The organism is Streptomyces sp. NPDC107550 (assembly GCF_055639095.1).
Genome location: NZ_JBVKBC010000006.1, coordinates 170,649 through 184,242, shown reverse-complemented (window position 1 = coordinate 184,242; position 13,594 = coordinate 170,649). Strand labels below are relative to the sequence as shown.

At 73.0% G+C, this 13,594-nt stretch carries 17 protein-coding genes; 15 read left to right on the top strand and 2 right to left on the bottom strand.

What is annotated here, in order from left to right:
• Nucleotides 1-140 precede the first annotated feature (140 nt).
• The gene (locus tag ACZ7LY_RS11485; RefSeq protein ID WP_471624454.1) at nt 141-1,715 is read right to left on the bottom strand and encodes an oxidoreductase; all 1,575 of its coding nucleotides are present in this window, start codon (nt 1,713-1,715) and stop codon (nt 141-143) included.
• A 226-nt stretch (nt 1,716-1,941) separates the two neighbouring features.
• On the opposite strand from ACZ7LY_RS11485, the gene hisD reads away from it, so the two are divergent.
• The 8 genes from hisD to hisF are packed head-to-tail and all read left to right on the top strand — an operon-like array spanning nt 1,942 to nt 7,682.
• Entirely contained in the window at nt 1,942-3,267 is a 1,326-nt protein-coding gene (gene hisD / locus ACZ7LY_RS11480; protein WP_471624314.1) for a histidinol dehydrogenase, read from the top strand.
• The gene (locus ACZ7LY_RS11475) at nt 3,264-4,382 is read left to right on the top strand and encodes a histidinol-phosphate transaminase (protein WP_471624313.1); all 1,119 of its coding nucleotides are present in this window, start codon (nt 3,264-3,266) and stop codon (nt 4,380-4,382) included. The genes hisD and ACZ7LY_RS11475 overlap by 4 nt, the downstream gene beginning before the upstream one ends.
• Nucleotides 4,379-4,972 (top strand): imidazoleglycerol-phosphate dehydratase HisB, encoded by a 594-nt coding sequence (gene hisB, locus ACZ7LY_RS11470; protein WP_471624312.1) that lies wholly within the window; start codon nt 4,379-4,381, stop codon nt 4,970-4,972. Before ACZ7LY_RS11475 ends, hisB begins: the two co-directional genes overlap by 4 nt.
• Before the next feature lie 2 nt (nt 4,973-4,974).
• Nucleotides 4,975-5,139 (top strand): hypothetical protein, encoded by a 165-nt coding sequence (locus tag ACZ7LY_RS11465; protein WP_471624311.1) that lies wholly within the window; start codon nt 4,975-4,977, stop codon nt 5,137-5,139.
• A gap of 11 nt (nt 5,140-5,150) precedes the next feature.
• Nucleotides 5,151-5,789 (top strand): imidazole glycerol phosphate synthase subunit HisH, encoded by a 639-nt coding sequence (gene hisH, locus ACZ7LY_RS11460; protein ID WP_471624310.1) that lies wholly within the window; start codon nt 5,151-5,153, stop codon nt 5,787-5,789.
• Nucleotides 5,786-6,526 (top strand): bifunctional 1-(5-phosphoribosyl)-5-((5-phosphoribosylamino)methylideneamino)imidazole-4-carboxamide isomerase/phosphoribosylanthranilate isomerase PriA, encoded by a 741-nt coding sequence (gene priA, locus ACZ7LY_RS11455; protein ID WP_471624309.1) that lies wholly within the window; start codon nt 5,786-5,788, stop codon nt 6,524-6,526. Before hisH ends, priA begins: the two co-directional genes overlap by 4 nt.
• A complete protein-coding gene (locus tag ACZ7LY_RS11450; protein ID WP_471624308.1) occupies nt 6,523-6,930 on the top strand; it encodes a RidA family protein in 408 nt (135 codons plus the stop codon). Before priA ends, ACZ7LY_RS11450 begins: the two co-directional genes overlap by 4 nt.
• Entirely contained in the window at nt 6,927-7,682 is a 756-nt protein-coding gene (hisF, locus tag ACZ7LY_RS11445; RefSeq protein WP_471624307.1) for an imidazole glycerol phosphate synthase subunit HisF, read from the top strand. The genes ACZ7LY_RS11450 and hisF overlap by 4 nt, the downstream gene beginning before the upstream one ends.
• Before the next feature lie 525 nt (nt 7,683-8,207).
• On the opposite strand, the gene ACZ7LY_RS11440 is transcribed toward hisF, so the two are convergent.
• On the bottom strand, nt 8,208-8,843 hold the full coding sequence (locus ACZ7LY_RS11440; protein ID WP_471624306.1) for a TIGR03085 family metal-binding protein: 636 nt from the start codon (nt 8,841-8,843) through the stop codon (nt 8,208-8,210).
• An 81-nt stretch (nt 8,844-8,924) separates the two neighbouring features.
• On the opposite strand from ACZ7LY_RS11440, the gene hisI reads away from it, so the two are divergent.
• The 7 genes from hisI to trpM all read left to right on the top strand — a co-directional run bounded on the left by hisI (nt 8,925) and on the right by trpM (nt 13,555).
• On the top strand, nt 8,925-9,302 hold the full coding sequence (gene hisI, locus ACZ7LY_RS11435; RefSeq protein ID WP_471624305.1) for a phosphoribosyl-AMP cyclohydrolase: 378 nt from the start codon (nt 8,925-8,927) through the stop codon (nt 9,300-9,302).
• A gap of 11 nt (nt 9,303-9,313) precedes the next feature.
• Nucleotides 9,314-10,795, top strand: coding sequence for an anthranilate synthase component I (locus ACZ7LY_RS11430; protein ID WP_471624304.1), 1,482 nt, complete (start codon nt 9,314-9,316; stop codon nt 10,793-10,795).
• A 49-nt stretch (nt 10,796-10,844) separates the two neighbouring features.
• Nucleotides 10,845-11,513: a TIGR02234 family membrane protein gene (locus ACZ7LY_RS11425; RefSeq protein ID WP_471624303.1), complete on the top strand. Its 669-nt coding sequence runs from the start codon at nt 10,845-10,847 to the stop codon at nt 11,511-11,513.
• 107 nt (nt 11,514-11,620) lie between these two features.
• Nucleotides 11,621-11,872, top strand: coding sequence for an HGxxPAAW family protein (locus tag ACZ7LY_RS11420; protein WP_471624302.1), 252 nt, complete (start codon nt 11,621-11,623; stop codon nt 11,870-11,872).
• A 203-nt stretch (nt 11,873-12,075) separates the two neighbouring features.
• Nucleotides 12,076-12,468 (top strand): DUF2752 domain-containing protein, encoded by a 393-nt coding sequence (locus tag ACZ7LY_RS11415; RefSeq protein ID WP_471624453.1) that lies wholly within the window; start codon nt 12,076-12,078, stop codon nt 12,466-12,468.
• 123 nt (nt 12,469-12,591) lie between these two features.
• The gene (gene trpC / locus ACZ7LY_RS11410; RefSeq protein WP_471624301.1) at nt 12,592-13,398 is read left to right on the top strand and encodes an indole-3-glycerol phosphate synthase TrpC; all 807 of its coding nucleotides are present in this window, start codon (nt 12,592-12,594) and stop codon (nt 13,396-13,398) included.
• A gap of 10 nt (nt 13,399-13,408) precedes the next feature.
• Nucleotides 13,409-13,555 carry a tryptophan biosynthesis modulator TrpM gene (gene trpM / locus ACZ7LY_RS11405; RefSeq protein WP_471624300.1) on the top strand — a complete coding sequence of 49 codons (147 nt, stop codon included), beginning with the start codon at nt 13,409-13,411 and terminating at the stop codon, nt 13,553-13,555.
• Nucleotides 13,556-13,594: the final 39 nt, after the last annotated feature.

The window sequence follows — 13,594 nt, the reverse complement described above, 5'->3', positions numbered from 1 at the left end:
GGGGCCTCCACTTCTGCGCCGGTTCTCTTGATCTCGCCCTGGGATGACGGCCGAAACGGGCCGAAGGTTGCCCCCGCCCCGCGCCCTTTTCCCCGTGCCCTCTTCCCGCGCCCTTTGCTCCGGACGCGCCCCGGAGCCCCTCAGTTGCGCCGCAGCAGCCGGGTCGCGCCCGCTGTGACCGTGGTCGCCAGCGTCCAGCCGAGGAGGATCAGGGCCGTCGCCGCCCACTGCCACGCGCCGGTCAGCCGCCAGTTCCCGCTCTGGCCCAGGTCGATGACCGGGAGCAGCAGATCGAGGGCGAACAGCGCCGGGTCCCAGGGCGGCCCCTCGCCCGGCCTGGCCGGCGGATGGGCCGCGTGCCCGAACGCGAACGTGCCGACCGCCCACAGCACCGCCATCCACACCGCCGCCCGCCCCGGCCGGTACCCGTACGCCACCGTCCAGTCCTGCACGTACCCCCACACCTTCGCGGCCGGGGGCAGCGTCTCGCGGCGGCGGCGCTGCTTGGCGAGCAGCACCGCGCGCGCGTCCGCGTCCTCCCCGCTGTCGCGCAGCACCGCCGCCAGCCGCTCGTACGGCTCCGGGCTGTACTCGGGGGTCGCCGCCGCCAGCCACTCCAGGCGCCGCGCAAGGGGGAAGGAGCCGAGCGGTATCAGGTTCTCGTACGTGAACCCGCCGATCCGCAGCTGACCGGGTCCCGGCCAACTGGCCGCGCGGTCCACGAGGTTGCCGATCCGCGCGCCCGACAGGACGACCGCCCCGCGCTCCGGCCGCTCCCCGAGGAAGCGCAGCTCGGGCACCTGCACCCGGCGCAGCGACAGCTCCTGGTCGTCCGTCAGCGTGAACCGCGCCGCCTCCAGGTCCACCGCGTCCCCGAACCGCCCGTCGTCGAGCCGCACCCCGCCCGCGCACGCGAAGCGCTGCACCCGGGTGCCCCGCGCGGGCGTGGTGCCGCTGGTCTGGAGCGGGTTGCCGAGGCCGGCCGGGGTCAGATAGAGCGTGCGCTCGACCGTGAGCTGCGGCGCGTTCAGCGCGCGCCGCCCCCTCGGGTTGCTCAGCAGGCTCCCGCGCAGCGACAGGGACACGCCGACGGTCGCGCCGCGCAGGCTCAGCTCCCCGTGCGTCTCCAGCATCTCCGCCTGGAGGTCCTGCCCGACGGACAGCCCGTCCGCCATGACCGCCTTGCCGCGCCGGTCGCAGAAGACCACCGCCTGGTTCAGCAGCAGGTCCGTGCCGATGTGCGCGTCGGTGAGCCGGACGCCGCCGTGGAAGCGGCAGCGCGGCAGATGCAGATCGCCCTCGGTGCGCACCCGGGCGGCCTCCAGGCGCGGCACCGAGCAGTCCACCAGCCGCAGCGTCGTGAAGTGCGCCTCCGGCAGCAGCACCTCCTTCTCGAACCGGCACCCCTGCATCTCCACGTACGGGACGACCGTGCCGCCCGCGAGGTCGAGCACGTCCGTGATCTGCACGCCCCGCAGCTTCAGCGAGGAGACCCGGCCCGGCAGCGCGGGCGGCCCGTCGAGCAGCAGCCACGCCACGATCCGGCCCCGCACGCTGCGCTCGGGCCCCCACGGCAGCCCGCCGTGCGGATCGTCCACCGCCGCGTCGCCCGCGCGCAGGTCGTAGACGCCGCCGTCGCGGAACGCCTGCCACATGCCCGCTTCCGCCGCGCTCAGCCCGTCCGGCACGGCCCCTTCGCCGCCGCCCGTCCTCATGTCCAACACCGCCGCCGTCCTCCCCGTACCGCGCGAGAGAGCGCACGCGCCCCACGCGCCTCCGCTACCCGCGGGTTCCGTACCTCGGGTGATGCCCGTTCCGTAGTCGTTCGAACGCGTACGGTGAGGTTGGCGTGGCGGCGGAGCGACAACGGCCGAAACCGGCCGTGTATCAGCCATTGATACGGGCCGTCGGCGCGCGCGGGGCGTCTGAGAGAATTGGTACGTGATCTCTCGAATCGATCTGCGCGGCGCCGCCCTCCCCGAGGGCCAGGCCCTGCGCTCGCTGCTGCCCCGAGCCGACTTCGACGTCTCGGCCGCCCTGGAGAAGGTGCGTCCGATCTGCGAGGACGTGCATCATCGTGGCGACGCGGCGCTGATCGACTTCGCGGAGAAATTCGACGGCGTGCGCCTCACGTCCGTCCGCGTCCCCGCCGAGGCGCTGGACGCGGCCCTCGCCGGGCTCGACCCCGAGGTCCGCGCGGCGCTCGAGGAGTCCATCCGCCGCACCCGCGCCGTCCACCGCGCGCAGCGCCGTACCAGCCACACCACGCAGGTCGTCCCCGGCGGCAGCGTCACCGAGAAGTGGGTCCCGGTCGAGCGCGTCGGGCTGTACGCGCCCGGCGGCCGGTCCGTCTACCCCTCCTCCGTGATCATGAACGTGGTCCCGGCGCAGGAGGCGGGCGTCGAGTCGATCGCGCTGGCCTCCCCGGCGCAGGCCGAGTTCGACGGCCTGCCGCACCCGACGATCCTCGCCGCCTGCGCCCTGCTCGGCGTCGACGAGGTGTACGCGGCGGGCGGCGCGACCGCCGTCGCCATGTTCGCGTACGGCACCGAGTCCTGCCCGCCGGCCAACATGGTGACCGGCCCGGGCAACATCTGGGTGGCCGCCGCCAAGCGCTACTTCACCGGCCGCATCGGCATCGACGCCGAGGCCGGACCGACCGAGATCGCCGTCCTCGCCGACGCCACGGCCGACCCCGCGCACGTCGCGTCCGACCTGATCAGCCAGGCCGAGCACGACCCGCTGGCCGCCGCCGTCCTCGTCACCGACAGCGAGGAACTGGCCGCCGCCGTCGAGCGCGAACTGGAGCCGCAGGTCGCCGCGACCAAGCACGTCGAGGGCCGGATCGTGCCCGCCCTCAAGGGCGAGCAGTCCGCGATCGTCCTCGTCGACACCCTCGACGACGGCCTCAAGGTCGTCGACGCCTACGGCGCCGAGCACCTGGAGATCCAGACCGCCGACGCCCCGGCCCGCGCCGAGCGCGTACGCAACGCGGGCGCGATCTTCGTCGGCCCCTGGGCGCCGGTCTCCCTCGGCGACTACGCCGCCGGGTCCAACCACGTCCTGCCCACCGGCGGCTGCGCCTGCCACTCCTCGGGCCTGTCCGTCCAGTCCTTCCTGCGCGGCATCCACATCGTGGACTACACCCGGGACGCCCTCGCCGAGGTCGCCCACCACGTCGTGACGCTCGCCGAGGCCGAGGACCTGCCGGCGCACGGCGCGGCCGTCAAGGCCCGCTTCGACTGGAAGGTACCGACCACCCCGTGACCGGCATCGACGACCTCCCCGTACGGGACGAGCTGCGCGGCAAGTCACCGTACGGCGCTCCCCAGTTGGACGTGCCCGTCCGGCTGAACACGAACGAGAACCCCTACCCGCTGCCCGAGCCGCTCGTCGCGCGGATCGCCGAGCGCGTCGCCGACGCCGCGCGGAACCTGAACCGCTACCCCGACCGGGACGCGGTCGAGCTGCGCACCGAGCTGGCCCGCTACCTCACCCGCACCACCGGCTTCGCGGTGACCCGCGAGCAGGTCTGGGCGGCCAACGGGTCCAACGAGGTGCTCCAGCAGCTCCTCCAGGCCTTCGGCGGTCCCGGCCGCAGCGCCCTCGGCTTCGAGCCCTCGTACTCGATGCACCCGCTGCTCGCCCGCGGTACCAACACCGGCTGGATCGGCGTCCCGCGCGCCGCCGACTTCTCCCTCGACGTGCCCGCCGCGCTCGACGCGATCCGCACGCACCGCCCGCACGTCGTCTTCGTCACCAGCCCCAACAACCCCACGGGCAACGCGGTGGCCGCCGATGACGTCCTCGCGCTGTACGAGGCCGCCGGGCGCGACGCCGTCGTCATCGTGGACGAGGCGTACACCGAGTTCAGCCACGGCCCCTCGCTCCTGCCGCTGATCGAGGGCCGCCCCAACCTCATCGTCTCGCGCACCATGTCCAAGGCGTTCGGCGCCGCAGGGCTGCGCCTCGGCTACCTCGCCGCGCACCCGGCCGTCGTGGACGCCGTCCAACTGGTGCGCCTGCCCTACCACTTGTCGGCCGTCAATCAGGCCACGGCGCTCGCCGCCCTGGAGTACACCGACACGCTGCTGAGCTACGTCGAGCAGCTCAAGTCCGAACGGGACCGCGTGGTCGCCGAGTTGGAGGCGCTCGAGTTCGACGTGACCGTCGCCGACGCCAACTTCATCCAGTTCGGCGTCTTCGACGACCCGCACGCCGTCTGGCAGTTCATCCTCGACCGCGGCGTCCTCGTCCGCGACAACGGGGTGCCCGGCCGGCTGCGCGTCTCCGTCGGCACCCCCGAAGAGAACGACGCGTTCCTCGACGCGGCCCGTGAAGTGAAGAAGGCCCCCATGAACACTCAGGAGCGAGGCGCATGAGCCGCATCGGACGCGTGGAGCGTACGACCAAGGAGACCTCGGTCCTCGTCGAGATCGACCTGGACGGGACCGGGCAGGTCGAGGTGTCGACCGGCGTCGGCTTCTACGACCACATGCTCGACCAGCTGGGCCGGCACGGCCTGTTCGACCTCACGGTGAAGACCGAGGGCGACCTGCACATCGACACGCACCACACCATCGAGGACACCGCCCTCGCCCTCGGCGCCGCCTTCAAGCAGGCCCTCGGCGACAAGGTCGGCATCTACCGCTTCGGCAACTGCACGGTCCCCCTCGACGAGTCGCTCGCCCAGGTCACCGTCGACCTCTCCGGCCGCCCCTACCTCGTGCACACCGAGCCCGAGAACATGGCGCCCATGATCGGCACGTACGACACGACGATGACCCGGCACATCCTGGAGTCGTTCGTCGCGCAGGCCCAGATCGCCCTGCACGTGCACGTCCCGTACGGGCGCAACGCGCACCACATCGTGGAATGCCAGTTCAAGGCCCTCGCCCGCGCCCTGCGCTACGCCAGCGAGCGTGACCCGCGCGCCGCCGGGATCCTCCCCTCCACGAAGGGCGCGCTCTAGTCATGAACGGCCTCGCCACCGTCCTCATCGTCCTCGGCCTCTTCCTGCTCGGCGGCGTCTACTCCTTCGTCAAGCAGGGCATGGGCAAGAGCCTCATCACGCTCCTGTCGATCAGCGCCGGCATGTGCCTGATCGCGGGAGTGCTCCGGCTCGACTACTGGAATTGATCCGTACTGCCATGACTGACAAGAAAGTCGTCGTCTTCGACTACGGGTTCGGCAACGTCCGCTCCGCCGAACGGGCCCTCGCCCGCGCCGGCGCCGACGTGGAGATCACCGGCGACTACGACAAGGCCATGAACGCCGACGGGCTGCTCGTGCCCGGCGTCGGCGCGTTCGCCGCCTGCATGGACGGCCTCAAGCGGGCGCGCGGCGACTGGATCGTGGGCCGCCGGCTCTCCGGCGGGCGGCCCGTGATGGGCATCTGCGTCGGCATGCAGATCCTCTTCGCACGCGGCATCGAACACGGCGTGGAGGCGGACGGCCTCGACGAGTGGCCCGGCGTCGTCGAACCCCTCAAGGCCGACGTCGTGCCCCACATGGGCTGGAACACCGTGGACGCGCCCGACGACTCCCGCCTGTTCGCGGGCGTCGACCCCGGCGAGCGCTTCTACTTCGTGCACTCCTACGCCGTCCACCACTGGGACCTCGAAGCGCACAACCCGTCGCTGCGCGCACCCCAGGTCACCTGGGCCACGCACGGCGAGCCGTTCGTCGCCGCCGTCGAGAACGGTGCCCTGTGGGCCACGCAGTTCCACCCCGAGAAGTCCGGCGACGCCGGAGCGAAGCTGCTCAAGAACTGGATCTCCGTACTGTGACCGCTTCCGCGAACCACACCCTCGAACTCCTGCCCGCCGTCGACGTCCGCGACGGCCAGGCCGTCCGCCTCGTCCACGGCGAGTCCGGCAGCGAGACCTCCTACGGCTCCCCGCTGGAGGCCGCCCTCGCCTGGCAGCGCGCGGGCGCCGAGTGGCTGCACCTCGTCGACCTCGACGCCGCGTTCGGCACCGGCGACAACCGCGCGCTGATCCGCGAGGTCGCCGAGGCCATGGACATCAAGGTCGAACTGTCCGGCGGCATCCGCGACGACGACACCCTCGCCGCCGCCCTCGCCACCGGCTGCACCCGCGTCAACCTCGGCACCGCCGCCCTGGAGACCCCCGAGTGGGTCGCCAAGGTCATCGCCGAGCACGGCGACAAGATCGCCGTCGGCCTCGACGTACGCGGGACGACCCTGCGCGGCCGCGGCTGGACCCGCGACGGCGGCGACCTCTACGAGACGCTGGCCCGCCTCGACGCCGAGGGCTGCGCCCGCTACGTCGTCACCGACATCGCCAAGGACGGCACGCTCCAGGGCCCCAACCTGGAACTCCTGCGCAACGTCTGCGCCGTCACCGACCGCCCCGTCGTCGCCTCCGGCGGCGTCTCCTCCCTCGACGACCTGCGGGCCATCGCGGAACTGGTCCCGCTCGGCGTCGAAGGCTCCATCGTCGGCAAGGCGCTGTACGCCAAGGCGTTCACCCTGGAAGAGGCGCTGGAGGCGGTCTCGTCATGAGCGAGGGCCTGCGCCGCGTCCACTCCGGCGCCCCCTGGGAGGAGACCTTCGGCTACGCACGCGCCGTCGAACTGCCCAACGGGCTGGTCCTCGTCTCCGGCTGCACCTCCGTCACCGGCGGCGTCATCGCCGAGGGCGGCCCCTACGAGCAGACCCTGACCGCTTTCCAGGTCGCCTTCGACGCCCTCGCCGAACTGGGGCTCACCCGCGAGGACGTCGTACGCACCCGCATGTACGTCACCCACGCGCGCGACGTCGACGACGTGGGCCGCGCGCACAAGGAACTCTTCGACGCGGTCCGCCCCGCCGCGTCCCTCCTCATCGTCTCCGGCTTCGTCGACCCCTCGCTGGTCGTCCAGGTCGAGGTCGAGGCGTACCGCCAGGAAAGGGCCGAGAAGCAGTGACGCTCGCCGTACGAGTCATCCCCTGCCTCGACGTCGACAACGGGCGCGTCGTCAAGGGCGTCAACTTCCAGAACCTGCGCGACGCGGGCGACCCCGTCGAGATGGCCAAGGTGTACGACGCCGAGGGCGCCGACGAGCTGACGTTCCTGGACATCACCGCGTCGTCCGGCGACCGCGAGACCACGTACGACGTGGTGCGCCGCACCGCCGAGCAGGTCTTCATCCCGCTCACCGTGGGCGGGGGCGTGCGGACCGCCGACGACGTGGACAAGCTGCTGCGCGCCGGCGCGGACAAGGTCGGCGTCAACACCGCGGCCATCGCCCGGCCCGACCTCATCCGGGAGATCGCCGAGCGGTTCGGGCGGCAGGTCCTCGTCCTGTCCGTCGACGCGCGGCGCACGGAGTCCGGGGGGTTCGAGGTCACCACCCACGGGGGGCGGCGGTCCGCCGGGATCGACGCGGTGGAGTGGGCGCACCGGGCCGCGGAGCTGGGGGCGGGGGAGATCCTGCTCAACTCCATGGACGCGGACGGTACGAAGGACGGGTACGACCTGGAGATGATCTCCGCGGTGCGCCGGCATGTGTCCGTGCCGGTGATCGCCTCCGGTGGGGCGGGGGCGTTGGAGCACTTCGCTCCCGCTGTGGGGGCGGGGGCCGATGCGGTGCTGGCCGCGTCCGTCTTCCACTTCGGTGACCTGCGGATTCCTGAGGTCAAGTCGGCGCTCAGGGAAGCGGGCCACGCGGTCCGCTGACGCGGGGTCCCGTGTTTATCAGGGTGTTCTCCAGCGCGGGCCCTTTCCGTCACCGCAGCTGCGCAGTTCCCCGCGCCCCTGGGTCGTCATTCACCTTTCGCCCGGTGGGCGGCTGGTCGCGCAGTTCCCCGCGCCCCTGAAGGGGCGCACCTGTGCGTGGTCATCTGCGGGCCGGTGGGGCTTCTCGCGCAGTTCCCCGCGCCCCTGTCGGTGCGCACTTCGTGCGCTACCTCTATCGGGGGAGGGTGCGACGCAGTCGCCCCTCCAGGGGCGCGGGGAACTGCGCGCTCAGCCACGACGCGAGTCGAGAGTCCCCACCGGCCGGAGCCACCCACTCACCCCCAGGGGCGCGGGGAACTGCGCGATCAGCCACGACGCGAGTCGAGGATCCCCACCGGCCGGAGCCACCCACTCACCCCCAGGGGCGCGGGGAACTGCGCGAGCGGCCACGACGAATGTCGAGGATGTCCGCCGGGCGGGACCGCCCACCCACCTAGGCGCGCAAAAGAACCGGCCAGGGCGTTGTCACAGGCCCAGTTCCTTCGTGTCGGAGAGGCGGGCGATGGCCTCCTTGTCGCCGTCCAGCTCGACGCCCGCCACCCCTTGCCGCCCGAACACGTACAACAAAAGCTCCGCAGGATCCCCCGTGGCCGTCACCACAGGCGTCCCCCGGTGCGCGACAGCCGTCTGCCCGTCGGGCCGCCGCAACACCAGCCCCACCGGCGCCTTGCGCCCCATGACCCGGGCCATCCGCTCGAGCCGCGACCAGAGCACGTCGGAGAAGACGGGGTCCAGCTCACGCGGCGACCAGTCCGGCTGCGCCCGCCGCACGTCCTCGGTGTGGACGTAGAACTCCACGACGTTCGCCGCCTCGTCCACCTGCTTCAGAGCGAACGGCGAGAACCGCGGCGGCCCGGTGCGGATCAACTGGATGAGTTCCTCGTACGGCTTCTGGGCGAACTCGCCCTGCACCCGCTCCAGCCGCGAGGCGAGCTGCTTGACGAGGGTGCCGCCGGCCGCGTCGGGACGCCGCTCACGGACCACGACATGGGCCGCGAGGTCCCGGGCCGTCCAGCCCTCGCACAGGGTGGGCGCGTCCGGGCCCACCGCCTCCAACAGATCGGCGAGCAGAAGCCGTTCACGCTTGGCATGGGTCGACATGCCGACAGCCTACGGCCGCCCACCGCGTCCGGACAGTGGACGCGGCCCGGCCGCCCCCGCCCGGCGCGGCACAATGGCCCCATGACCAGCACGCCGCCCCCCGCCCCCGCCGAAGGCCCCCTGGACCCGGCGCTCGCCGCCCGCCTCAAGCGCGGCGCCGACGGCCTGATCCCGGCCATCGCCCAGCAGTACGACACGGGGGAGGTGCTGATGCTCGGCTGGATGGACGACGAGGCGCTGCACCGTACGCTCACGACGGGCCGCTGCACGTACTGGTCCCGCAGCCGCCAGGAGTACTGGGTCAAGGGCGACACGTCCGGCCACTACCAGTTCGTGAAGTCCGTGGCGCTCGACTGCGACGCCGACACCGTGCTCGTGAAGGTCGACCAGGTCGGCGCCGCCTGCCACACCGGCACGCGCACGTGCTTCGACGCCGACGTCCTCCCGCTCTCCCAGTAAGGTCGCCCGCCATGGACCTCGACACCTTCCGCAAGCTGGCGACCGACCGCCGCGTGATCCCCGTCAGCCGCAAGCTCCTCGCGGACGGCGACACGCCCGTCGGCCTGTACCGCAAGCTGGCCGCCGAGCGGCCCGGCACGTTCCTGCTGGAGTCCGCGGAGAACGGCCGCTCCTGGTCCCGGTACTCGTTCGTCGGCGTCCGCTCCGCCGGCACCCTCACCGAGCGCGACGGGCAGGCGCACTGGCTCGGCACCCCGCCGGTCGGCGTGCCCGTCGACGGCGACCCGCTGGCCGCCCTGCGCGCCACCGTCGAGACGCTGCACACGCCGCGCTACGAGGGCCTGCCGCCGTTCACCGGCGGCATGGTCGGCTACCTCGGCTACGACATCGTGCGCCGCCTGGAGAAGGTCGGCCCCGGCGAGCGCGACGACCTGAAGCTGCCCGAGCTGACCATGCTGCTCACCAGCGACCTCGCCGTCCTCGACCACTGGGACGGCTCGGTCCTGCTGATCGCCAACGCGATCAACCACAACGACCTCGACACGGGCGTCGACGAGGCGTACGCCGACGCCGTCGCCCGGCTCGACGCGATGGAGGCCGACCTCGGCCGCCCCCTGGACTCGGCGCCCGCCGCGCTGCCGCCCTCGGAGCCGCCCCCGTACACCGCGCTGTGGGGCGGCGAGCAGTACCAGGCGGCCGTCGAGGACATCAAGGAGCGCATCCGGGCGGGCGAGGCGTTCCAGGTGGTGCCCTCGCAGCGGTTCGAGACGCCGTGCACAGCGAGCGCCCTCGACGTCTACCGGGTGCTGCGGGCCACCAACCCGTCCCCGTACATGTACCTCTTCCGCTTCGACGGCTTCGACGTCGTCGGCTCCTCGCCCGAGGCGCTGGTCAAGGTCGAGGACGGCCGCGCCATGGTCCACCCCATCGCCGGGACCCGGCCGCGCGGCGCGACCCCGCGCGAGGACCAGGCGCTCGCCGAGGAACTCCTCGCCGACCCCAAGGAGCGCGCCGAGCACCTCATGCTCGTCGACCTCGGCCGCAACGACCTGGGCCGCGTCTGCGAGCCCGGCTCGGTCGAGGTCGTCGACTTCATGTCGGTCGAGCGGTACTCGCACGTCATGCACATCGTGTCCACGGTGACCGGCCGCGTCGCCGAGGACCGCACCGCGTTCGACGTGCTCACCGCCTGCTTCCCGGCCGGCACCCTGTCCGGCGCGCCCAAGCCCCGCGCGCTCCAGATCATCGACGAGCTGGAGCCGTCCCGGCGCGGCCTGTACGGCGGCTGCGTCGGCTACCTCGACTTCGCCGGCGACTCCGACACCGCCATCGCCATCCGCACGGCCCTGCTGCGCGAGGGCACCGCGTACGTCCAGGCGGGCGCCGGTGTCGTCGCCGACTCGGACCCGGTGGCGGAGGACACCGAGTGCCGCAACAAGGCCGCGGCGGTGCTGCGCGCCGTCCACACCGCCAACCGCCTCGGTGTGAGGTGACGCACGCCTGGTGCCCCCGAGTCCCGTGCACGGGGGCCCAGGGGCGATAGTGGAGTACGTGACTGCCGTACCGCACCCCCGTACCGATGCCGCCGAGCAGGCCGCGCCGGCCGAGCCGCCCGCCCCGTCGAAGAACGGCCGGCGCAGCCTCGGCGCCGCCCTGCTGCTCGGGGCGGCCGGCGCCGCCGTCGCGCTCCTCGCGTCCCGGCAGGAGTGGTGCTCGGGCGTCGCCGCCGTCGCCGGCGGCAAGCTGCCGCTCACCGCGAAGGGCAGCGACGTGACCGGCGTGCCCGCCGCGCTCGCCGTCGTCGGACTCGCCGCGCTCGTCGCCGTGTTCGCCGTGCGCCGCGTGGGCCGCGTCCTCGTCGCCGCGCTCCTCGCGCTGAGCGGCGCGGGCGCCCTTGCCGCCGCCCTCCTCGGCGCCGGCGACAGCTCCGCGCTCGACGAGAAGGCCGCCCAGGCCGCCGGTGACACCTCCGGCACCATCGACGCCCTCACCCACACCGCCTGGCCCTACGTCGCGGCCGGCGGCGGCGCCCTCATCCTGGTCGCCGGCATCCTCGCCGTCGTCTACGGCGCCGCCTGGCCCTCCATGGGCGGCCGCTACGAGCGCTCCGGAGCCCCCCGCGCGCGCCGCGCCCGGCCCGTCGACCCGGAGCGCCCCGAGGAGATGTGGAAGGCGCTCGACCGGGGCGAGGACCCCACCGGCACCGCCTGACCCGTACGCCCACCCCGCGTGCGTCCCCTACGGGCGAGTACGGGAGAATGGGAGTGAACGTCGTACGTGTGCGTACGGATTTGGTCATCAGCAACGAGGAGCAAGCCATGGCGGACAGCAGCCACGGACACACCCCGGCCGCCTGGACCGGTGTCATCATCGCCTTCATCGGGTTCTGCGTGGCGGGCGCCTTCATGGTCATGGGCAACGTCGCCGGGTTCTGGGCGGGCATGGCCCTGCTGGCCATCGCCGCCGTCGTCGGCGGCATCATGCACATGATCGGCATGGGCAAGCCGAAGCGCGCCGAACTCCAGCTCAAGCAGGGCGCGACGCAGACCGCCGGCGCCGAGGCCGCCTGAGACCGGTCCTCTTCCGAAGGGGGCAGGGCGACACACCGTCGCCCTGCCCCCTTCGGCGTTCCCGGGAAGCGCGGCGGCCGCCGCCGGGGCACAATCGCCGGGTGAGCGTCGAGACGACAGGCCACCACGACCGCGCCGGCACCCCGCCGGCGAACGACACGCCCGGGAACGCGCCGTCCGGCGACGCGGGCACCGGCGTACCGCTGCTGCGCCGGATCGCCGTGCCGCTCGGCCTGCTCGGCGCGGTCGCGGCGGCCTTCGCGTACGTCGGAGCCGTCGACCCGAACCAGCCGGGCCACTACCCGGCTTGCCCGTTGTTGCAGGCCACGGGCGTGTTCTGCCCCGGTTGCGGCGGGCTGCGCAGCGCCCACGCCGTCGCCCACGGCGACCTCGCGGGAGCCCTCGGGGACAACGCGCTCGCGGTGGTCGGCTACGCCCTGTTCGCCGTCGTCTGGGCTGTGTGGATGGCCCGTGCGGTACGCGGCCGCGCCTTCCGGCCGGCCCTCACGCGGACGCACCTGTGGCTGGTGGGAAGCGTGGTGCTGGCGTTCACCGTTGTCCGGAACCTGCCCTTCGGTGGCTTCCTGCACCCTTGAAGGAGTCGGTATGTCCAGGTACTGGGATGACCGTCAACCGGATGCGGGGCCTTCGCGTACCTCCGGATACCATCACAGTGACCAGACGGTTGCTCAGGATTGCCAGGAGAGGAGTCCGCTCGCGTGAGTGTGCTCGACGAGATCATCGACGGAGTCCGTGCCGACCTCGCGGAACGGCAGGCGCGCGTCAGCCTCGACGAGCTCAAGGAGCGCGCGGCGAACGCCCCCGCGGCCAAGGACGGCGTCGCGGCGCTGCGCGGCGACGGCGTGAAGGTCATCTGCGAGGTCAAGCGGTCCAGCCCCTCCAAGGGCGCGCTCGCGGCCATCGCCGACCCGGCGGCGCTCGCCGCGGACTACGAGGCGGGCGGCGCGTCCGTCATCTCCGTCCTCACCGAGCAGCGGCGCTTCGGCGGCTCACTCGCCGACCTCGAAGCGGTCCGCGCCAAGGTCGACATCCCCGTGCTGCGCAAGGACTTCATCGTCACCGCGTACCAGCTCTGGGAGGCCCGCGCGTACGGCGCCGACCTCGCCCTGCTGATCGTCGCGGCCCTGGAGCAGCCCGCCCTGGAGTCCCTCATCGAGCGCGCCGTCTCCATCGGGCTCACGCCGCTCGTCGAGGCGCACGACGAGGACGAGGTCGAGCGGGCCGTCGACGCCGGGGCCAAGGTCATCGGCATCAACACGCGCAACCTCAAGGACCTCACCGTCGACCGCGGCACCTTCGAGCGCGTCGCCCCCGACATCCCGGACCACATCGTCAAGGTCGCGGAGTCCGGCGTGCGCGGCCCGCACGACCTGATCGCCTACGCCAACGCGGGCGCGGACGCCGTCCTCGTCGGCGAGTCCCTGGTGACCGGCCGGGACCCGAAGTCCGCCGTCGCCGACCTCGTCGCCGCCGGGGCCCACCCGGCGCTGCGCCACGGGCGGTAAACTCACCGCCATGGCCATCTCCGCCCGTCTCGCTCCCGGCTGCCGCCCGCGCGGCTGCCGGGCTCCGGCGCGGCGTGTACGCGGACGCCGGGTGCGCTACCACATCGGCGCGGAACCGGGCCAGATCAACGGCATGCGATGGCACGGGCGCCCCTGAGCGCCCAGAGGTGAATAAGCCCCGTAAGGGGCGCGGCAC